Here is an 18766-nt window from a genome sequence, read left to right as displayed (position 1 = left end):
GGGCCGACGCGACGGCTTCGGCAGCCCGCTCCGCGCCCGTTGCGCCGGGAGGGGCTGCGCCCGGTCCCTCCCGGCGCACGCGGCGGACGCTCACCGCCGCCGCGATGACGCTGCTCTGCGCCGGGGCCTCAGCCGCGTCCGCCGCACTGCACGCGGCGGACCTGCACCGGGGGCCGGTCCCCGCGCTGGCCGCCGCGCACGCGCACGGCACCGTCGAGGTGACCGTCACCGGCGATCCTCGCCTCTCCCGCCCCCGGGTCCGCGGCCCGCGGCGGTCACCGGGTGTCGTCCTCGTCCCGGCCGAGCTCGGCCGAGTCGCGGCCGACGGCGTGGACACCGGTGGGCTGCGTACTCCCGTCCTGCTGATGGTCCGCCCGGAGGACGGGGAAGCCGCGGCCGCCCGGCCGGAAAACCGGAGGGGTGAGTCCTCCACCGGCGATCGCGACGGTTCCCCGAGCAGCGGTAGCCGCGGCCCGCCGTCCGCGCGAGCGGCCTGGCTCCGGCTGCTGCCGTCCACCCGGCTGCGCGCCGAAGTGCGGTTCGTCCCGCCCCGAGGTTCGGGGCGGGGCGGCCAGGACCTGGTCGCCGTGCTGCGCCTCAAAGGCACGGAGCCACCGCGTGTCGTCCGGCCGCCCAGCGCCGCGCAACGCGCGGCGGGACACCTGCGGCGCGGGCTCCGGGAGGCCACCGACGGGCTGTCCGGGGATCGTCGGGCGCTGCTGCCCGGCCTGGTCGTCGGAGACACGGCACGCATTCCGGAGGATCTCGAACAAGCCTTCCGCACCACGGACATGCTCCACTTGCTGGCCGTCAGCGGGGGAAACCTCACTGTCCTGCTGGTGCTGCTCATCGGCCCGCCGGGCGTCGCCTCCCGGGCCGAACGGCGCGGGCTCGCCCCGCGACTGGGGCTCCCGCTGCGGACGACGGCCGTTCTCGCCGCGCTGCTCACCCTCGGATTCGTGGTGGTCTGCCGCCCTGAGCCCAGCGTCCTGCGGGCCGCCGCCTGCGGCCTGATCACGATTCTCGCGATCGGCACGGGGCGCCGCCGCTCGCTCATTCCGGCCCTGGCCGCAGCCGTGCTGCTGCTCGTCCTCTGGCTTCCGTGGCTCGCCCGCGACTTCGGATTCCTGCTCTCGGTACTCGCCACCGCTTCTCTCCTGACGGTCGCACCACGGTGGAGCGCGGCTCTGCGGCGCCGGGGTGTCCCGGGCCGCCCGGCCGAGGCGCTGGCCGCCGCGACCGCCGCCCAGGCGGCGTGCGCGCCGGTGGTCGCCGTGCTGGCAGCCCATGTCAGCCTCGTCGCCATTCCCTGCAACCTGCTGGCGGAGTTCGCGGTGGCCCCTGCCACCGTGCTGGGGTTCGCCACGCTCGCCACCGCACCCGTCGCCATGCCGCTCGCCGAGTTGCTCGCCTGGCTGGCCGGGTGGCCCACGGCGGCCATCGCCGCCATCGCCCGTACCGGGGCGGATTTTCCGGGCGCCGCCATCGGCTGGCCGGACACGCTGGCCGGCGCCCTGCTCCTCGCCGTGCTGGCCGTGACCCTCACGGTGCTCGCGCCACGGCTGCCGCGCCATCCCTGGCTCTGCGCCGCCTGCGCGCTGCTCCTGCTGCTCGCCCTGATCCGCCCGGCGCCGTTCACCCGCACCCTCACCGGCTGGCCACCGGCGGGGTGGCGGCTGGTGGTCTGCGACGTGGGCCAGGGGGACGCCCTCGCCTTGGCGGCGGGCGACGGCAGAGCCGTACTCGTCGACACCGGGCCCGACCCGGACGCCGTCGACAACTGCCTCCGTACGCTGGGCATCACCACGATTCCGCTGCTCCTGCTCACCCACTTCCACGCCGACCATGTCGCCGGTCTTCCCGGTGCGCTGCGAGGCCGGGCGGTGGGCGCGGTGCAGACGACCCGTCTGGAGGAGCCACGGGATCAGGCGCAGTTCGTGCGCCGAGTCGCCCGGCGGGAGGGTGTTCCGCTGATCCGGGCCGGGCCCGGCGAGCGGCGTGACACCGGTGACGTGTCCTGGCAGGTGCTGTGGCCGGACGGCGGCGGCCTACCCGCCGGGTCCGGCGAGGCCAACAACGCCAGCGTCACCCTGCTCGTACGGACGGGCGGGTTGACCGTCTTCCTTCCCGGGGACCTCGAACCGCCCGCCCAGCGCGGGCTGCTGGCCGCGCACCCGGAGCTGACCTCCGTGGACGTGCTCAAGGTCGCCCACCACGGATCGTCGTATCAGGACTCCGGCCTGCTGAACCGCCTCAGTCCTCGCATCGCACTCATCAGCTGCGGTGCGGACAACCCGTACGGCCACCCCGCACCACGTACGGTCGACGCGCTCCGCGGACGGGGCGCGGTGGTGCTGCGGACCGACGTCTCCGGTGCCCTGTCCGTCACTTCGTCGGGGGCGGGGGTGACGGAGCGCTCCGCCGGCGCTGAGCCGTCACCGCGTCCCACGCCGTCATCGCCTGGTCCGCGACCCGTTCCAGGTCCGCCCGGGACGCGCCGTCCCGTGCCTGCACGGACATCCCCTGGAGGACAGCGGTGTAGAAGTGGGCGACCGCCGAAGCGTCGGTCCCGGCGGGGAGTTCGCCGTCCCGTACGCCCTGGTCCAGCCGCCGGGTCAGGTCCTCGATTCCGCTTCTGCGCCACTCCGCGAGGTACTCCTGGGCGGCGGCGTTGGGTTCGGAGCAGTTCGTCGCGGCCAGGACGATCATGCAGCCGCTCGGTCTGCCCGCCGTGGTGTAGGCCCGCGCGTTCTCGCGGAGCACCGTGGCGACGGCGGCGTGAGCGGTGGGTTCCTCCGTGAGCGCGCGGTTGACCGATGCGCCCTCGGTCGCGTCGTAGAGCGCCACCGCCTCGCGGAACAGCTGCTCCTTGGAGCCGAAGGCGGCGTAGAGGCTGGGCGAGTTGATGCCCATGGCCGAGGTGAGGGCGGTCATGGAGGTCGATTCGTAGCCATGCTCCCAGAACGTCTCCATCGCCCGTGCCAGGGCTGCGCCGCGGTCGAAGCTCCTAGGACGTCCGCGTGCTGCCGGTGTCATGTCTCCGTGCCTCCTCACTTTCTGTGCCGCCCGTTAAATATATCTCTTGACGTGGCGTTCCGGCACGTGCCAGTCTTTCTGTGCTGGTTGACACAGAAATAATCGACGCAGAAGTGAGGCACACGGGACATGGACGCACTGCTGGGCAAGACGGCGCTGGTGACCGGCGGCAGCCGGGGGATCGGAGCCGCCATCGTCCGACGGCTGGCGCGCGAGGGCGCGGACGTGGCCTTCACGTACGTCAGCGACACCGGCAAGGCGCGGGCGCAGCAGGTGCTGGCCGATGTCGGGGACGTCGGCCGCCGCGCGCTGCCGATCGCCGCCGACGCGGCCGACCCCGCCGCGGTCGCGGGGGCGGTACGGCAGGTGGCCGCCGAATTCGGGCGACTGGACATCCTGGTCAACAACGCGGGCGTCTTCCCGGCGGGCCCGGTCGAGGAGGTCACTCGGGAGGAGCTGGACCGCACGCTGGCCATCCACGTCCGCGCCGCGTTCCTGGCAGCCCAGGCCGCGCTGCCGCATCTGCCCGAAGGCGGTCGCGTCATCAGCATCGGCAGTAACCTCGCCCACCACGTGCCCGTCCCCGGCATCGCGCTCTACGCCATGAGCAAGTCGGCGCTCAGCGGCCTCACCAGAGGCCTGGCCCGCGAGCTCGGACCGCGGGGCATCACCGCAAACGTCGTCCACCCGGGTTCCACCGACACGGACATGAACCCGGCCGACGCCCCGCACGCCGACGCCGAACGCGGAATCACCGCGCTCGGACGCTATTTGAGCCCCGACGACGTCGCCGCCACCGTCGCCCATCTCGCCGGACCCGGCGGCCGTAACATCACCGGCGCCGAGATCACGGTGGACGCGGGCACGAACGCGTGAAGACGTCCGGAGCGGCTTGGACGCTGTTGGTGATCGCGGCCCTGCTCGAACTCGTATGGGCACTCGCCCTGAAGCAGTCCGAGGGCTTCACGCGCCTCTGGCCCAGCGTGCTCGGCGTGACCGTCGCGCTGACCAGCTTCGTCCTGCTGTCCTTCGCGATCACGAGCCTGCCCGTGGGCACGGCGTACGCGGTCTGGGTCGGGATCGGGGCCGCGGGCGTGTACGTGGCCGGAGTCGCCGCGTTCGGAGAGGAGCTGACCTGGGCCCGGGCGGGCTGTGTCTTGCTCATCCTCGGCGGTGTGGCGGGGCTGAAGCTGACGGAGGACTGAGTCAGCACAGCTGGGCGCTCTGCAGCCCCGCACAGGAGAGGTGGCCGTGGGTGCGGAGGATGTTCTGGGCGGCGCCGTCCGCCAGGTAGCCGAGAAACTCGGAGGCCAGGGAGTCGGCGGGCGGACTCCCGTACGTGTAGGCGTACTCGGCGGCACGGAACGGGTACGTGCCGTCCCTGACTGTCTCCGAGTCCGCCGCCTGCCCGTCCAGCCGCAGCAGGGTCACGCCGTCCGACTGGGCGGCCGCCTGCCGCTCGCCGTAGCCGATCGCGCCCTCCGTCTGTCCCACCGTGGAGAGGACGACAGGGGTGCTGCTCCGTTCGCAGCGCAGCACCTTCGCGGCGGGGTCGTCCTGCCGTACGCAGTCCTGCGACGAGACGCCCGACTCGAAGCTCTTGAGTACGTTCTCCTGGAAGATGCTCCGGGTGCCCGAGCCGGAGCTGCGGCTCACCAGCCTGACGGGCACGTCGCGGCCGCCCAGTTCGCGCCAGTTGCGGATCTCGCCGCTGTAGAGCTTCCGCAGGTTCTTGAGGGAGATCTCCCGCACGCCGACGCCTTCGTTGACCACCATGGCGAACACGGCGACGCCGACGGGGTTCTCCTTGAGCTGCGGATAGCCGTTCGCGCGCCCGTCCGAGACCGCGACCATCGGCGGGGCTCCCCCGTTCGCCCGCTGCGCCTTCCTGCCCTCCGCGTCGAGCAGTTGGAGCCCTTCCTTGCTTCCCTGGGCGGCCACATCGACGGTCGCGTCGGGGCAGTCGGACTCGTACGCGGCGCCGATCTCCTCCATGGCGGGCTGGAGAGCCGTGGAGCCGGTGATGGTCAGCCGGCCCTCGGCGCAGCCGATCGGGGCCTGGTTCTGGTTCCACCACAGCAGGCTCTGCTGGGCGCCGACGAGGAGGACGAGGAAGACGACGACGCCGAGCAGCAGGTTGCTGGGGCGCCGCTGCTGACGGTTCCGTTTGATGCTGCCCTCGTTGATGATCCCGCCGAGGGTGACCTTGCCCCCGACGCCGGAGCCGTTCAGCAGGACGAGCAGCTTGAAGTGATGGCCCTTGTTCAGCGGCACCTTGGGGATGTAGATCTTGTTGCCCTCGTGCCGGAGGCCGAGGTCGGCGGTGAGGCTGTCGACGAGGTCGTCGGGGTTCGGCTCGGTGACCGCGACGCCGATCACGGTCCGGCCGGCGAAGGTGACGGTGAGCCCGTCCGTCTCGTAGCTGTTCTGGCCGATGCCTTTGAGGCCGTCGTTCTCGATCCGGAGCAGTACGAGGGAGGCCTCGGACATCTCCGGGGCTTCCCCGAACAGCCCGATCCGCACGTCCGTCTGGCCGTTCTGGGTGTCGCCGCCGATGGCGGTGTCCATCTGCACGCGATAGCCGAGCCGTTTGAGTCCGGGGATCAGCCGCTCGTACGCGAGCACGGCGACGGTTACCACGACGCCCGCGGTCCCCAGTATGTTCTCCGCGTTCAGCCACTCCACGGGTGAACCGTACGAACGTTCTGTGCACGCCGGGGCCCGGGAGTCGAGCTGTCATGAGAGGTTCACCACGCGTACACCCCGCTCCGGCGGGGCGGCGGTCAGACCAACCAGTCGCCGTCCACCATGAGATGACGTCCCGGCAGCTCGTGCCTGCCCTGGAAGGCCTGCACGCCGGTGAGCGTGACCTTGAAGTAGACGTAGCGGCCCCGCCGCGCCTCGCGCGGATCCCAGCCGCCTCGCGCGGCGAACGCGTCCGCGGTCTCCGTGGCGATCTCCTCCTGGCCCACGGTCTCCACGGTGCCGTCGATCATCGCGACGTACTCGGTGGACTGCAGCGCGAGCCGCGTCACGCCGTTCTCCCGCAGGTTGACCCCCGTCGGGTTCTCGTAGCGGGTGGACAGCCAGATCCACGTGCCGTCCCAGTGGAGCGACAACGGCACCAGGCAGGGCGCCCCTTCGCGGTCGGCCGACGCCACCCAGACATCGTGCTCGGTCCGCAGTCGGTCCAGCAGGTCGCGCTTGCGTTCGGCCCCGGTGCGGGGCTCGAGTGTGGTGTCCGCCATGGTCGGCAACGTAACAGCGGCGCGCGGCAGCCGTACATCAGCCTCAGGGCGTACGCCCCGGGGCTGAGCACAGCCGGGACCGCCGCCGGTGCGCCGCCGCCCTGCTGCCCGCGACTCGCGCCGACCCCCGCTGCCCGCTACTCGCGCCAGCCCTCGTACTCCGCCGCCAGCTCCGCCAGCCCCTCCGCCGCGTAACGCCCCTCGCTGTCCTCGACCACCACCAGCCACTGCGCGTCCTCGGCGTCGTCCTCCCCGGCGAGCGCTTCGCGCACCAGCTGCGGCTCTTCTCGGACGCCGAACCGCTCGCGCAGCTCCTCGGCCACCTCCGTCGCCGCGTCGCGGTCGGGGAGCACCAGAATGTGTCGCACGTCGGTCACCCCTCCATTGTCCGTGGCCGTGGCACGCCGCTGTCAGTGGGGCATGGGATGCTGTGAAGCGATGGCCGGAACTCGTAGAACACCCGCGGCAGACGACCCCCTCGCGCCCGTCACGGTCGCGGTGGGGCAGGAGGACCTGCTCCTGGACAGGGCTGTGCGCCAGGTGGTCGCCGCCGCCCGTGCCAGCGATCCGGACACGGACGTCCGCGAGCTCGCCGCCTCCGACCTCCAGCCCGGCACCCTCGCCGAGCTGACCAGCCCTTCGCTCTTCGCCGAGCGCAAGGTCGTCGTGGTGCTCGCCGCGCACGACCTGGGCGCGGACAGCGTGAAGGACGTCAAGGCGTATCTCACGTCCCCCGCCGAGGAGATCACCCTCGTGCTGCAGCACGCGGGCGGGGCGAAGGGCAAGAGTCTGCTGGACGCCGCCCGCAAGTCGGGTGCCCGCGAGATCGCCTGCGCCAAGATGACCAAACCCGCCGACAGACTGGCGTTCGTCCGGGGCGAGTTCCGTGCGGCGGGCCGGTCCGCGACCCCGGAGGCATGCCAGGCCCTCGTCGACGCCCTGGGCAGCGACCTGCGCGAGCTGGCCTCCGCCTGCGCCCAGCTCACCGCGGACATCGAGGGCACCATCGACGACGCCGTCGTCGCCCGCTACTACACGGGCCGCGCCGAGGCGTCCAGCTTCACCGTCGCCGATCGTGCCGTGGAGGGCCGGGCGGCGGAAGCCCTTGAGGCCCTGCGATGGTCGCTGGCGACGGGCGTCGCCCCGGTCCTGCTCACCAGCGCACTCGCCCAGGGGGTCCGTTCGATCGGCAAGCTCGCCTCCGCTCCGCGCGGCATGCGGCCCGGTGATCTCGCGCGGGAGCTGGGCATGCCGCCCTGGAAGATCGACCGGGTGCGGCAGCAGATGCACGGCTGGTCGGCGGACGGCGTGGCCTCGGCGCTGCAAGCCGTGGCCCTGGCCGACGCGGGAGTCAAGGGCGGCGGGGACGACCCGGAGTACGCCTTGGAGCAGGCCGTCCTCGCGGTCGCACGGGCGGCGCGGTCGCGCTGAGGCGCGAGACGCCCAGGCGTGCAGCGCGCACCGCCGGGCCGATCGGCCCCTTCAGATGTCCTCCTGGCCGTCCGGTGCGGGGTCGCGTGCGGGCGGGTTGTCATCGTCCGGTTTCCTGAGCTGCTCCAGTGCGTCCCGGGTGTCCGACCGGAGCATGTCCGCGACCTCTGTCTCGGACAGCTGGGAAGCGTCGTCGTCAGCCCCGGCGCCGAAGGAACTCCAGGACATGTCGTAGGTCATCCAGCCGTCGCGGACGGCGAGGGTCATCCCCTCCAGCGTGTCGTCGTCCTCCCGGGTCTCGGTCACGAGGAAGGCCTCCTCGCCGATGTCCTCAACGGGCTTGACGACGTACGAGCTGTCGTAGGCATCCCGTTGCGCGTACCCCTTCCAGCGGGGGGCGAATTCGCCTGAGGGGTCCGCGCCCTTGTGCCATTCCACAGTGACCGACACCACCGTGGTCGCATACGAGTCGGAACTCTCGTCCGGGTCCTCCAGGCTCTGGCTGCAGAAGCTCAAATCCAGTCGATCCTGCTCGGACGCGTACCGGTAGGGGTCGTCGGAGGGGTCTCGCTTGTCGTAGTGCTCCAGGAACGAGCCCAGCGCCGCCGCTTTGCAGACGTCCTCGTGGAAGTGGTAACCGGCCAGGTCTGGTTCCGGCGCTGCGTCGTCGCCCAGGACGCCGGTTGTGAAGAGCGTGCCCAGCCACACGGCGGAGGCCACGAGGGCGCCGCCGAGCCCCCACTGCCAGCCCGCTCTGCCACGGCCAGGTGGTCCGGGCGGTACGGGCGGCCCGGGCAGGGGCTGTCCGTATGCGCCCATGACCGGAGGCGCTGTCTGGGCGTAGGGGTTCTGCTGCGCCGGTCCTCCCGCCCCTCCTGGGGGCCCCGGAGGTTGCTGGTACGGGTGCGGCTGCTGGTACGGATTCGGCGGCTGTTGCGGGTGCGGCTGCTGATAGGGATCTGGCTGTGCCCCCGGTATTGACATGACCAGCACTCTATCGAGCAGCTCGCGCCTCTGTCCGGCGTCTTCCCTCTCCTACGCGGCTTGCCCGGAGCTCCTGCTGAGCATCGAGTGGCCGTTGGAGGCCTGCGAAGAATTACTTGCGTTGACCGTTAACCAGCGTACAGAATATACGGCGTATGCAACTAACTGAGAGTGGGTGAGATTGTCCATGCGTGTTTTCGTCACCGGAGCGAGCGGGTACATCGGCGGTTCGGTCGCCGCGCGTCTGAACGAGTCGGGCCACGAGGTGACCGGGCTGGCACGGACGGAGCAGCGGGCGGACGCCCTCCTCGCGCGGGGCATCACCCCCGTCCTCGGAACCCTGGAGGACGGAGATGTCCTCGCCCAGGCCGCGCGGCGGGCCGATGCGGTGATCAACGCCGCCAGCAGCGATCACTTGGGTGCCGTGGAGGCGCTGACCGGCGCACTGGCAGGCAGCGGGAAGGCCCTGCTGCACACCAGCGGGTCCAGCATCGTGAGTGACGACGCCCGGGGTGAGGCGTCAGAACTGGTCTTCACCGAAGCCGACGTAGCCCCCGCCGGTCCCTGGCGACCCGATCCGGAGAAGGCGCCGCGCGTGGCCATCGACCGGCTCGTCCTGGCCGGGGCGGAGCGCGGCATCCGTTCGGCGGTGCTGTGCAACAGCCTGATCTACGGCCACGGCCGGGGGATCGCGCGCGACAGCGTCCAGCTTCCCCGGCTGACCGACCAGGCCCGGAGCAGTGGAGTGGCCCGGCACGTCGGCCCGGGGCGCAACATCTGGTCGACCGTCCACATCGACGATGTCACCGAGCTCTACCTCAGAGCGCTCGACGCGGCGCCGTCCGGGGCGTTCTACTTCGCCGAGAACGGTGAGGCGTCCTTCGCCGAGATGGTCCAGTCCGTTGCCGACACTCTCGGGCTCGGCGCCGCTCAGGCCTGGGACATCGACTCGGCGATCCGGGAGTGGGGTTTCGAGCCGGCCGTGTACGCCCTCGGCTCCAACAGCCGGGTGCGCGGCTCGGCGGCACGAGACCAGCTGGGATGGAAGCCCCGGCACGCGTCCGTCACCGACTGGATACGCAGCAGCCTGACCGTGGCCTGACGTACTCCGGCCGTGCTCTGGTCGCGCCGTGCGCGCACGCCGAAGGCCCCGCTGCCGCCCGGGGAAAGGGCTGCAGCGGGGCCTTCGGTGAGTGAAGTGTGTGGCGCCGCACCCGCGTGGCGAACGCAGGCCGCGTGCGGCGCGGTTGGTGCAGTTGCCGGCGTGGAGCGGGAGAGAGGGCCCGCTGGGCCCGCGCCGACGTCAGGTCGCCCGGCCCTCCGTGGTGGCACGGCCGGACGGCGAGGCGGAGGTCAGCCCTTGAGGGAGGCGATCTGCTGGGCCATCGCCGACTTCTTGTTGGCGGCGTTGTTCTTGTGCAGGACGCCCTTGCTGGCCGCCTTGTCGAGCTTCTTCGCCGCGGCCTGCTGGGCCTCGGTGGCCTTGGCCAGGTCGCCCGCGGCGACTGCCTCACGGGTCCGGCGGACCGCGGTCTTCAGTTCGGACTTGACCGCCTTGTTGCGCTGACGCGCCTTCTCGTTGGTCTTGATCCGCTTGATCTGGGACTTGATGTTCGCCACGAAACAGCCTTTACGGGTTCGAATACAAGGGTTCGGTGCCGTCGTTCCGTACCGTCGAATGGACGGGTAGGCGCACGAGGCACAGTAGGTCAGGCTATCAGCAGGCCGCTCGGCCTCCCAATCAGGTCGGGATCCCGTTGACGCCGCCCGCTCATGGGACGATGGGAACGACATAGCGACCCGAGCCCCCACCGACAGACCCGACAGGACCCCGCGTGCCCGCGACCCCTTCGAACGTGCCGGCGCCGAGCCGTACCGACCCGGCGCTGATCCGCAACTTCTGCATCATCGCGCACATCGACCACGGCAAGTCGACGCTCGCCGACCGGATGCTCCAGCTGACCGGAGTCGTCGAGCAGCGCCAGATGCGTGCCCAGTATCTCGACCGGATGGACATCGAGCGCGAGCGGGGCATCACGATCAAGTCCCAGGCCGTGCGGATGCCGTGGGCGCCCACGGAGAGTGACGGCGCGCTCGTTCCGCACATTCTCAACATGATCGACACCCCGGGCCATGTCGACTTCACCTATGAGGTCTCCCGCTCGCTCGCGGCGTGCGAGGGCTGCGTTTTGCTGGTCGACGCGGCGCAGGGCATCGAGGCGCAGACGCTCGCCAACCTCTATCTGGCGATGGAGAACGAGCTCACCATCATCCCGGTGCTCAACAAGATCGACCTGCCCGCCGCGCAGCCCGACAAGTTCGCGGGTGAGCTGGCACATCTCATCGGCTGTGAGCCCGAGGATGTGCTCCGGGTCTCCGCGAAGACCGGTGAGGGCGTCGACGCGCTGCTGGACCACGTCGTGCGGAAGGTGCCCGCCCCGGTCGGGGTCGCCGACGCACCCGCCCGCGCGATGATCTTCGACTCGGTCTACGACGCCTACCGGGGCGTCGTCACCTACGTGAAGGTCGTCGACGGCCAGCTCAGCAAGCGTGAGCGGATCCGGATGATGTCCACCAACGCCACCCACGAGCTGCTGGAGATCGGCGCCAGCTCGCCGGAGATGACCCCGTCCGAGGGGCTCGGGGTGGGCGAGGTCGGCTACCTGATCACGGGTGTGAAGGACGTACGGCAGTCCAAGGTCGGCGACACCATCACCCAGCTCCACAAGGGTGCGACGGAGGCTCTCGGCGGCTACAAGGAACCGAAGCCGATGGTGTTCTCGGGCCTCTATCCGCTGGACGGCTCGGATTACCCCGAGCTGCGCGACGCCCTGGACAAGCTCCAGCTCAACGACGCCGCCCTGGTATACGAGCCGGAGACCTCCGCCGCGCTCGGCTTCGGCTTCCGGGTGGGCTTCCTCGGGCTGCTGCACCTCGAAGTGGTCCGGGAGCGGCTGGAGCGCGAGTTCGGCCTCGATCTGATCGCCACCGCACCGAACGTCATCTACCAGGTGGCCATGGAGGACGGCACCGAGCACACCGTGACCAACCCGAGCGAGTTCCCGACCGGCAAGGTTGCGAGCGTCCGGGAGCCGATGGTCCGGTCCACGCTGATCGCGCCGAGCGAGTTCATCGGTGCGATCATGGAGCTGTGCCAGGCTCGCCGGGGCAACCTCCAGGGGATGGACTACCTCTCGGAGGAGCGCGTGGAGCTGCGCTACCAGCTCCCGCTCGCGGAGATCATCTTCGACTTCTTCGACGCGCTGAAGTCGAAGACCCGCGGCTATGCCTCGCTCGACTACGAGCCCAGCGGCGAGCAGGTCGGCGATCTGGTCAAGGTCGACATCCTGCTCCAGGGCGACCGGGTGGACGCCTTCTCCGCGATCGTCCACAAGGACAAGGCGTACGCCTACGGCGTGCGGATGGCCTCGAAGCTGCACGAGCTGATCCCGCGCCAGCAGTTCGAGGTGCCGATCCAGGCCGCCGTCGGTGCCCGGGTGATCGCTCGCGAGACGGTCCGTGCGATCCGCAAGGACGTCCTGGCCAAGTGCTACGGCGGTGACATCTCGCGGAAGCGGAAGCTGCTGGAGAAGCAGAAGGAGGGAAAGAAGCGGATGAAGGTCGTGGGCCGGGTCGAGGTGCCGCAGGAGGCGTTCATCGCCGCGCTCTCCAGTGACGGTGGCGGTGGCGGCGAGACGAAGGCGAAGAAATAGGCGTCCGGGAGCCGCTCCGGGCGCCCGCGCGTGCGGAGACTCGCCGTGCGTGTGTGCCTCCGTCTCCTTCCGCTCTACACCGGGTAATCAGTGGTAACCCCCTTACGCGTGGCGACCTCGGCACTTACTCTGAGCCTGCTCAGTAGTTACTGGTGAGTCACAATCAAGCGCATGACGCGGGCCCGGAGGATGTCGTGAGCGACACGCAGTCCCTTATCGAAGACCGGCCGCCATCCGTGGCGTCTCTGTTCCTGGAGCGGGTGGCCGCTACGCCGGAGGCCGAGGCGTACCGCTATCCGGTGCCCGCGTCCTCCGGTGAAGGGCCGGACGAGTGGCGCTCGTACACCTGGGGCGAAGCGGCGAAGCGGGTGTTCGAGACCGCCGCCGGGCTGATGGCGCTGGGTGTACGGCCTGAGGAGCGGGTCGCCGTCGCCTCCAGCACCAGGGTCGACTGGATCCTGTGCGACTTCGGTGTGCTCTGTTCCGGTGCCGCGACGACAACCGTGTACCCGAGCACGAACACCGAGGAGACGGCCTACATCCTCGCCGACTCCGAGAGCCGGGTGCTGATCGCCGAGGACGCCGTCCAGCTCGACAAGGCCCGCGAGGCCCGTGGCGAGCTGCCGGGACTGGCCCATGTGGTGGTGATGGAGGAGGCGGACGCCGTCGCGGCGCCGGACGATCCCGAGGGATGGGTGCTGTCGCTCACGGAGCTGAGGCGGCGCGGCGCCGCGCATCTGGCAGAGCACCCGGAGTCCGTCACCGACGCGGTCGGCGCCCTGCGTGCCGACCAGCTGGCGACACTGATCTACACCTCCGGCACCACCGGCAGGCCCAAGGGTGTGCGGCTGCCGCACGACTGCTGGTCGTACATGGCCAAGGCCATCGCGCAGACCGGGCTGATCGCGGAGGAGGATGTGCAGTACCTGTGGCTGCCGCTGGCGCACGTCTTCGGCAAGGTGCTGACGGCGGGGCAGGTCGAGGTGGGCCATGTCACCGCCGTGGACGGGCGGATCGACAAGATCATCGAGAATCTTCCGCTGGTGCGCCCGACGTACATGGCCGCCGTGCCGCGCATCTTCGAGAAGGTCTACAACGGGGTGGCCGCCAAGGCGAGGGCCGGCGGCGCGGCCAAGTACAAGATCTTCCTGTGGGCCGCGGGCGTCGCACGTGAGTACGGCAAGGTCACCCAGGACAACTTCCGCCGCACCGGCACCGCGAGCGCGCCCGCCGGGCTCAAGGCCAAGCACGCGGTCGCCGACCGGCTCGTCTACGCGAAGCTGCGCGAGGCGTTCGGCGGACGGCTGCGCGCGTGCATCTCCGGATCGGCGGCGCTGGCGCCGGACATCGGCTACTTCTTCTCCGGTGCGGGCATCCACATCCTGGAGGGCTACGGGCTCACGGAGTCCAGCGCCGCGAGCTTCGTCAACCCGGGCGAGGCGTACCGCACCGGCACCGTCGGGAAGCCGCTGCCCGGCACCGAGGTGCGGATCGCCGACGACGGCGAGATCATGCTGCGCGGCCCCGGGATCATGCAGGGCTACCACGGGCTGCCGGAGAAGACCGCCGAAGTCCTGGAGGAGGACGGCTGGTTCCACACCGGTGACATCGGCGAGCTGTCCCCGGACGGCTATCTGCGGATCACCGACCGCAAGAAGGATCTGATCAAGACCTCGAGCGGCAAGTACATAGCTCCCGCGGAGGTGGAGGGCCAGTTCAAGGCCGTGTGCCCGTATGTCTCGAACATCCTGGTGCTCGGTGCGGACCGCAGCTACTGCACCGCGCTCATCGCGCTCGACGAGATCTCGCTCACGGAGTGGTCGAAGGAGCAGGAGGCGCTCAAGGGAAGGCCGTACGCGGAGATCGTCGCCTCCGAGCAGGTGCGCGAGCTGATCGACGGCCATGTCGATCAGCTCAACGAGAAGCTGCAGCGATGGCAGACGATCAAGAAGTTCCGCGTTCTGCCGCGCGACCTGGATGTGGAGCACGGCGAGCTCACCCCGAGCCTCAAGGTGAAGCGGCCGGTCGTGGAGCGCGAGTTCGGACATCTGATCGAGGAGATGTACGAGGGCGGGCGCGAGCGGGCGTAGCGCTCTGGTGCGCGCGGAGCGGAGCCCGGGTGCCGTGCGGCGGCAGCCGGGCTCCGTCGCGTCCGGCTCCCTCGCCGCCGGCACCGGCAAGGGCGGCGGGCGACAGCCTCAGGAGGCTTCCTGCGTTCCCTCGGCGGGCCGCTGCCAGGTCGCAGCGTGTGCGGCGGCGAAGTCGGCGAACGAGCGGGGCGGACGGCCGGTCACCTGTTCCACCACGGGGCTGGTACGGCTCTCCGACCCGGCCGCGATCGCCTGGTCCAGCCCGGCCAGCAGGCCGGCGTACGCCTCGGGGATGCCGAAGCGCGCCAAGCGTTCGATCATCGCGTCGGCGGCCACAGCGCGGTGCCGGACGGGGCGCCCCGCATGGGTGGACACGGTGGCGGCCACCTCGGAGCAGGTGAGGGCCTCGGGGCCGGTGATCAGATGGGCGGTGTTGTGCGGACGGTCGTCCGCCAGGGCCCGTACGCCGACCTCGGCGATGTCCGCAGCGTCGACGAAGCCCACCCGGCCGTCGGCGGTGGCTGTCACGATCTCGTCGTGTTCGCGGATGCTCACGGCGTGCGGCTGGTCGCCGACGAAGTTCTGCATGAACCACGAGGGCCGCAGGACCGCCCACTCCGGGAACAGTTCGCGGACGGACCGATGTACGGCCCCCAGTCCGTCTCCGCCCTCCGCGATGCCGGAGGAACTGAGCAGCACCACGCGCCGTACGCCCTCCTCGCGCGCCCGGCGGAGGAACGGCACCATCAGGCGCTCCGGGCCGGGTTCGGCGTCGGGCGCCACCAGGTAGAGCAGGCGGGCCCCGCCGAGCGCCGTCGCATGGGTGGTGTCGTCGTGCCAGTCGAAGCGCACCGGGCTTGTCAGCGAGCCGCGCTCGTCCTGTGGCGCGGGGCGCCTGCTGCCCGCCCGCACTTGGTGGCCCAGGGCGGCGAGCCGGGAGCCGATGAGACTTCCGGTGTTGCCGGTGCCGCCGGTCACCAGGACGGTGCCGGGGCGGGAGGTCGGGTCTGCGGCGGTGGCTTTGTCGTTCATCGCGTCTTCCGTATCTCTGTCTGCGGTGGGCAGGGGGCCGGTGCGCGGGTCGGTCAGGGGCGCTCACCGGCGAAGGGGGCGTCCGTCCCGCCCGCGATGTCGAGGGCGACGAGCGGGTTCCAGTAGTCGCGGTAGTGCCTGATGAGGCCGTCCCGGACGGTCACGATCGCCACATAGGGCATTTCGAAGGCCGCACCGGTCTGGACGGAGACGCCCTCGCTCCGCATCTCGACGACGATGACGTCCGGGTCGGTTGTCCGGTGCACCTCGACATGCGGGAACCCGGTGAGGTCGATGTGCTCGGGATACGCCGTCATGTAGGCGGCGATGGCGGCCCTGCCCTCCAGCCGTCGGGGCGCTCCCGGGGGTGCGAACGGGAACTCGATGACGCCTTCGTCGGCCCACAGGCCGACCCAGCCGTCGAAGTCCTTGGCCAGCAGAAGGTCCAGTCCGTGCCGGTAGAGGGCGGCCGGGGAACGAACGGTCATGGTGCATACCTCCAGGTGTCGGCCTCGCGATACGATGCGGACCAGCGGTCCGCTTGCAACTATACGGACTGCCGGTCCGTTTTTCCAGTCAGGGCTGCCGCGCGGCCTCCGCACGGCAGCCGAGCGAGCCGAACGTGCCGAACGTGCCGAACGTGCCAAGGAGAGAGTCATGTCGGGTGTGCGCAAGGAGCGGGCCGACGCGGTGCGCAACAGGGAGGCGGTGCTCGCCGCCGCCGCCCGCCTCTTCGCCGACCACGGCGGCCCCGAGCGCGTCTCCATGGATGACATCGCCCAGGCGGCGGGCGTGGGCAAGGGCACGCTCTTCCGCCGGTTCGGCGACCGGACGGGCCTGGTGCGAGCCCTTGTCGAACAGCGCACCGAGCGGCTGCGCGCCCAGGTCGTCTCGGGCCCGCCGCCGCTCGGCCCCGGCGCCCGTCCGGACGTCCGCGTCCTCGCCGTCCTGGACGCACTGCTGCGGTTCAAACTGGACAACCGCCCGCTGATGCTGGCCCTGGAGAACGCGGACGTCGGCAGTCCGTACCAGAACGAGGCGTACGAGCTCTGGCACGCTCAGCTCATGGCGCTGCTTGCCGAAGTCCGGGGGCACCGTGATGCGGATTTCCTGGCCCACGCGCTGCTGGCCGCCGTGCGCAGCGACCTCATCGAGCACCTGGTGCGGGCCGGAAAGTCACCGGGGGAGCTGTGTGAGGGGACGGCCGCGCTGGTCCGAGCAGTGCTGGGCGGGGCCGACAGCCCCGAGGCGGGAAAGGTGGAGGAGAAGGGGGAGGCGGGCTGACGGCCCGCTGCCCGCCGCAGCCCCGCGCCCGCCACCGGTCCCGTCAGTCCACCAGGTCGCGCACCACCGCGTCCGCCAGCAGTCTGCCGCGCAGCGTGAGCGCCGCGCTGCCCCGCTCGTACGCCTCCGGACGCAGCAGCCCGTCCGCCAGCGCGCGCTGCGCGGCGCGCGCCCCGGCGGGGGCGAGCAGCCCGAGCGGGCAGCCATCGACGAGGCGCAGCTCCAGCATGATCCGCTCGACCCGCCGGTCCTCGGCCGCGAGCAGCTCCCGCCCGGCACCCGGCGAGCGGCCCTCGGCCAGTGCCCGGGCGTAGGCGGCGGGGTGCTTCACGTTCCACCAGCGGACCCCGCCCACGTGGCTGTGCGCGCCCGGACCGGCGCCCCACCAGTCGGCGCCCGTCCAGTACAGCTCGTTGTGGCGGCAGCGGGCAGCCCGGTCGTTCGCCCAGTTGGAGACCTCGTACCACTCCAGCCCGGCGGCGGTCATCGCCTCCTCGGCCTGCAGATAACGGTCGGCGTGCACGTCGTCGTCCGTCATCGGGACCTCGCCCCGCCGGATCTGCCGTGCCAGCCGGGTGCCCTCCTCGACGATCAGGGCGTATGCGGAGATGTGGTCGGGGCCCGCGCCCAGCGCGGCGTCCAGGGTGGTCCGCCAGTCGTCGTCGGACTCGCCGGGGGTGCCGTAGATCAGATCGAGATTCACCTGCGCGAAGCCCGCCGCCCGCGCCTCCGCGACGCACGCCTCCGGGCGGCCGGGAGTGTGGGCGCGGTCCAGCACCTTCAGCACGTGCTGCCGGGCACTCTGCATCCCGAAGGAGATCCGGTTGAAGCCGGTGGCGCGCAGCTCCTCCAGATAGGCGGGGCCGACGGACTCCGGGTTGGCCTCGGTGCTGATCTCGGCGTCCGCCGCCAGCCCGAACTCCTCCCGGATCACGCCGAGCATCCGCCCCAGATCCGCCGCCGGGAGCAGCGTCGGCGTGCCGCCGCCGACGAAGACCGTCTGCACCGCCCGTGGATCGTCCCCGAGTACCTTGCGGGCGAGCCGCACCTCCTCGGCCAGCGTCTCGGCGTAGGTGTCCTGGGAGGTGAGCGTCCCGTCGCTGCCGCGAAGCTCGCCGGCGGTGTAGGTGTTGAAGTCGCAGTAGCCGCAGCGCGTGGCGCAGTACGGGACGTGCAGATAGAAGCCGAGCGGACGGGACGCTGCGCCGGTGAGGGCGTGCGCCGGAAGCGAGCCGTCCTCGGGCACGGGCTCGCCGTCGGGGAGTGCGGAGGGCATGAAGCCCATTGTCCGGCATCGTCACCCGAACGGGTTTCTCCGGCCATCGGCGGGTGCGGCCCTCAAGTGGGGGCGTTACCCTGAGTGCACGCTGCGGATGGGAGGGTCAGGCGATGACCGCTGTCGATGACCGGGTGATAGCGCTCTTCGAGCAACTCGAGGTACCCGAGGGGTACAAGGCGGAGCTGCTGCGGGGGGAAATCGTGATGATGGCCGGGCCTGACTGGGTCCACAACATGATCGTCCAGTCCGTCGCGGACCAGATTTCCCGGGAGCGCTGGGACAGACTCCAGACTCAGGACATCGCCATTCCGGGCGAGGCGAGCGAACCGCAGCCTGACCTCGTGGTTTATGAGCGGGGGGCGTTCGAGGGCCCGGGCCGTCTCCTGCCCGCACCTGCGGTGACGCTGCTCCTCGAAGTCGCCTCCAAAACCAGCGTGGACCGTGACTATCGAGTCAAGCGGTCCATCTATGCGGCCGGCCGGGTACCCGCGTATCTGATCGTCGACCCGATCGCCGGGCGCTGCGTACTGCTCACGGAGCCGACAGGCTGGGGCGAGGGCGCCGACTACGGAGTGGAGCGGACGTCGAAATTCGGTGACCCCGTCCCGCTCGACCTCCTGGGAGCAATCCTCGAGACCTCCGAGTTCAGAACCCTGGCCTGACGAGGGG

Annotated in this window: 17 protein-coding genes and 1 pseudogene; 9 read left to right on the top strand and 9 right to left on the bottom strand. The window is 71.0% G+C overall.

Annotated features, from left to right (window positions below; genetic code table 11):
- Positions 1-104: 104 nt before the first annotated feature.
- Positions 105-2417 (top strand): annotated as a pseudogene (locus LHJ74_RS10865) (ComEC/Rec2 family competence protein); the annotation flags it as partial.
- On the opposite strand, the gene LHJ74_RS34390 reads toward LHJ74_RS10865, so the two are convergent.
- Positions 2386-3036, bottom strand: a complete 651-nt coding sequence (locus tag LHJ74_RS34390) for a TetR/AcrR family transcriptional regulator (RefSeq protein ID WP_375546716.1) — start codon at positions 3034-3036, stop codon at positions 2386-2388. The pseudogene LHJ74_RS10865 and the gene LHJ74_RS34390 sit on opposite strands and share 32 nt — an antisense overlap.
- A gap of 129 nt (positions 3037-3165) precedes the next feature.
- On the opposite strand from LHJ74_RS34390, the gene LHJ74_RS10855 reads away from it, so the two are divergent.
- Positions 3166-3912, top strand: coding sequence for an SDR family NAD(P)-dependent oxidoreductase (locus LHJ74_RS10855; RefSeq protein WP_260217700.1), 747 nt, complete (start codon positions 3166-3168; stop codon positions 3910-3912).
- Positions 3909-4241, top strand: coding sequence for a DMT family transporter (locus LHJ74_RS10850; RefSeq protein WP_260217699.1), 333 nt, complete (start codon positions 3909-3911; stop codon positions 4239-4241). The genes LHJ74_RS10855 and LHJ74_RS10850 overlap by 4 nt, the downstream gene beginning before the upstream one ends.
- A gap of 1 nt (position 4242) precedes the next feature.
- On the opposite strand, the gene LHJ74_RS10845 is transcribed toward LHJ74_RS10850, so the two are convergent.
- The 3 genes from LHJ74_RS10845 to LHJ74_RS10835 form a co-directional block, all read right to left on the bottom strand.
- The gene (locus tag LHJ74_RS10845) at positions 4243-5721 is read right to left on the bottom strand and encodes a substrate-binding domain-containing protein (protein WP_260217698.1); all 1479 of its coding nucleotides are present in this window, start codon (positions 5719-5721) and stop codon (positions 4243-4245) included.
- Positions 5722-5819: 98 nt separating this feature from the next.
- Positions 5820-6284 carry a pyridoxamine 5'-phosphate oxidase family protein gene (locus LHJ74_RS10840; protein WP_260217697.1) on the bottom strand — a complete coding sequence of 155 codons (465 nt, stop codon included), beginning with the start codon at positions 6282-6284 and terminating at the stop codon, positions 5820-5822.
- 137 nt (positions 6285-6421) lie between these two features.
- Entirely contained in the window at positions 6422-6661 is a 240-nt protein-coding gene (locus LHJ74_RS10835) for a hypothetical protein (RefSeq protein ID WP_260217696.1), read from the bottom strand.
- 61 nt (positions 6662-6722) lie between these two features.
- On the opposite strand from LHJ74_RS10835, the gene holA reads away from it, so the two are divergent.
- Positions 6723-7715, top strand: coding sequence for a DNA polymerase III subunit delta (gene holA / locus LHJ74_RS10830; protein ID WP_260217695.1), 993 nt, complete (start codon positions 6723-6725; stop codon positions 7713-7715).
- Positions 7716-7766: 51 nt separating this feature from the next.
- On the opposite strand, the gene LHJ74_RS10825 is transcribed toward holA, so the two are convergent.
- Complete coding sequence (locus tag LHJ74_RS10825; RefSeq protein ID WP_260217694.1) at positions 7767-8699, bottom strand: hypothetical protein; 933 nt, start codon at positions 8697-8699, stop codon at positions 7767-7769.
- Between the two features lie 187 nt (positions 8700-8886).
- On the opposite strand from LHJ74_RS10825, the gene LHJ74_RS10820 reads away from it, so the two are divergent.
- A complete protein-coding gene (locus LHJ74_RS10820) occupies positions 8887-9801 on the top strand; it encodes an NAD-dependent epimerase/dehydratase family protein (protein ID WP_260217693.1) in 915 nt (304 codons plus the stop codon).
- 251 nt (positions 9802-10052) lie between these two features.
- Here the strand turns inward: LHJ74_RS10820 and rpsT are convergent, their stop codons facing one another.
- Positions 10053-10319, bottom strand: coding sequence for a 30S ribosomal protein S20 (gene rpsT, locus LHJ74_RS10815; RefSeq protein WP_260217692.1), 267 nt, complete (start codon positions 10317-10319; stop codon positions 10053-10055).
- 215 nt (positions 10320-10534) lie between these two features.
- Here rpsT and lepA point away from each other — a divergent pair, with 215 nt between their 5' ends.
- Both lepA and LHJ74_RS10805 read left to right on the top strand, forming a co-directional pair.
- Positions 10535-12412, top strand: a complete 1878-nt coding sequence (gene lepA, locus LHJ74_RS10810; RefSeq protein WP_260217691.1) for a translation elongation factor 4 — start codon at positions 10535-10537, stop codon at positions 12410-12412.
- A gap of 194 nt (positions 12413-12606) precedes the next feature.
- Positions 12607-14502 carry an AMP-dependent synthetase/ligase gene (locus LHJ74_RS10805; protein WP_260217690.1) on the top strand — a complete coding sequence of 632 codons (1896 nt, stop codon included), beginning with the start codon at positions 12607-12609 and terminating at the stop codon, positions 14500-14502.
- Positions 14503-14610: 108 nt separating this feature from the next.
- Here the strand turns inward: LHJ74_RS10805 and LHJ74_RS10800 are convergent, their stop codons facing one another.
- Positions 14611-15534 (bottom strand): NAD(P)H-binding protein, encoded by a 924-nt coding sequence (locus LHJ74_RS10800; RefSeq protein WP_260217689.1) that lies wholly within the window; start codon positions 15532-15534, stop codon positions 14611-14613.
- A gap of 53 nt (positions 15535-15587) precedes the next feature.
- A complete protein-coding gene (locus LHJ74_RS10795) occupies positions 15588-16022 on the bottom strand; it encodes a nuclear transport factor 2 family protein (RefSeq protein ID WP_260217688.1) in 435 nt (144 codons plus the stop codon).
- 169 nt (positions 16023-16191) lie between these two features.
- On the opposite strand from LHJ74_RS10795, the gene LHJ74_RS10790 reads away from it, so the two are divergent.
- On the top strand, positions 16192-16818 hold the full coding sequence (locus LHJ74_RS10790; protein ID WP_260217687.1) for a TetR/AcrR family transcriptional regulator: 627 nt from the start codon (positions 16192-16194) through the stop codon (positions 16816-16818).
- Positions 16819-16861: 43 nt separating this feature from the next.
- On the opposite strand, the gene hemW is transcribed toward LHJ74_RS10790, so the two are convergent.
- Positions 16862-18094 carry a radical SAM family heme chaperone HemW gene (gene hemW, locus LHJ74_RS10785; protein WP_260217686.1) on the bottom strand — a complete coding sequence of 411 codons (1233 nt, stop codon included), beginning with the start codon at positions 18092-18094 and terminating at the stop codon, positions 16862-16864.
- Between the two features lie 113 nt (positions 18095-18207).
- Between hemW and LHJ74_RS10780 the strand changes: the two genes are divergently transcribed.
- Positions 18208-18759, top strand: a complete 552-nt coding sequence (locus tag LHJ74_RS10780) for a Uma2 family endonuclease (RefSeq protein WP_260217685.1) — start codon at positions 18208-18210, stop codon at positions 18757-18759.
- Positions 18760-18766: the final 7 nt, after the last annotated feature.

The organism is Streptomyces gossypii (assembly GCF_025165795.1).
GTDB lineage: Bacteria > Actinomycetota > Actinomycetes > Streptomycetales > Streptomycetaceae > Streptomyces > Streptomyces gossypii.
This window is presented reverse-complemented; position numbering and strand designations above follow the sequence as displayed.

Coding starts and splice junctions, on each gene's coding strand:
- LHJ74_RS34390 (WP_375546716.1), bottom strand. CDS start 3,036: ATGACACCGGCAGCACGCGGACGTCCTAGGAGCTTCGACCGCGGCGCA.
- LHJ74_RS10855 (WP_260217700.1), top strand. CDS start 3,166: ATGGACGCACTGCTGGGCAAGACGGCGCTGGTGACCGGCGGCAGCCGG.
- LHJ74_RS10840 (WP_260217697.1), bottom strand. CDS start 6,284: ATGGCGGACACCACACTCGAGCCCCGCACCGGGGCCGAACGCAAGCGC.
- holA (WP_260217695.1), top strand. CDS start 6,723: ATGGCCGGAACTCGTAGAACACCCGCGGCAGACGACCCCCTCGCGCCC.
- LHJ74_RS10825 (WP_260217694.1), bottom strand. CDS start 8,699: ATGTCAATACCGGGGGCACAGCCAGATCCCTATCAGCAGCCGCACCCG.
- LHJ74_RS10820 (WP_260217693.1), top strand. CDS start 8,887: ATGCGTGTTTTCGTCACCGGAGCGAGCGGGTACATCGGCGGTTCGGTC.
- LHJ74_RS10800 (WP_260217689.1), bottom strand. CDS start 15,534: ATGAACGACAAAGCCACCGCCGCAGACCCGACCTCCCGCCCCGGCACC.
- LHJ74_RS10795 (WP_260217688.1), bottom strand. CDS start 16,022: ATGACCGTTCGTTCCCCGGCCGCCCTCTACCGGCACGGACTGGACCTT.
- LHJ74_RS10790 (WP_260217687.1), top strand. CDS start 16,192: ATGTCGGGTGTGCGCAAGGAGCGGGCCGACGCGGTGCGCAACAGGGAG.
- hemW (WP_260217686.1), bottom strand. CDS start 18,094: ATGCCCTCCGCACTCCCCGACGGCGAGCCCGTGCCCGAGGACGGCTCG.
- LHJ74_RS10780 (WP_260217685.1), top strand. CDS start 18,208: ATGACCGCTGTCGATGACCGGGTGATAGCGCTCTTCGAGCAACTCGAG.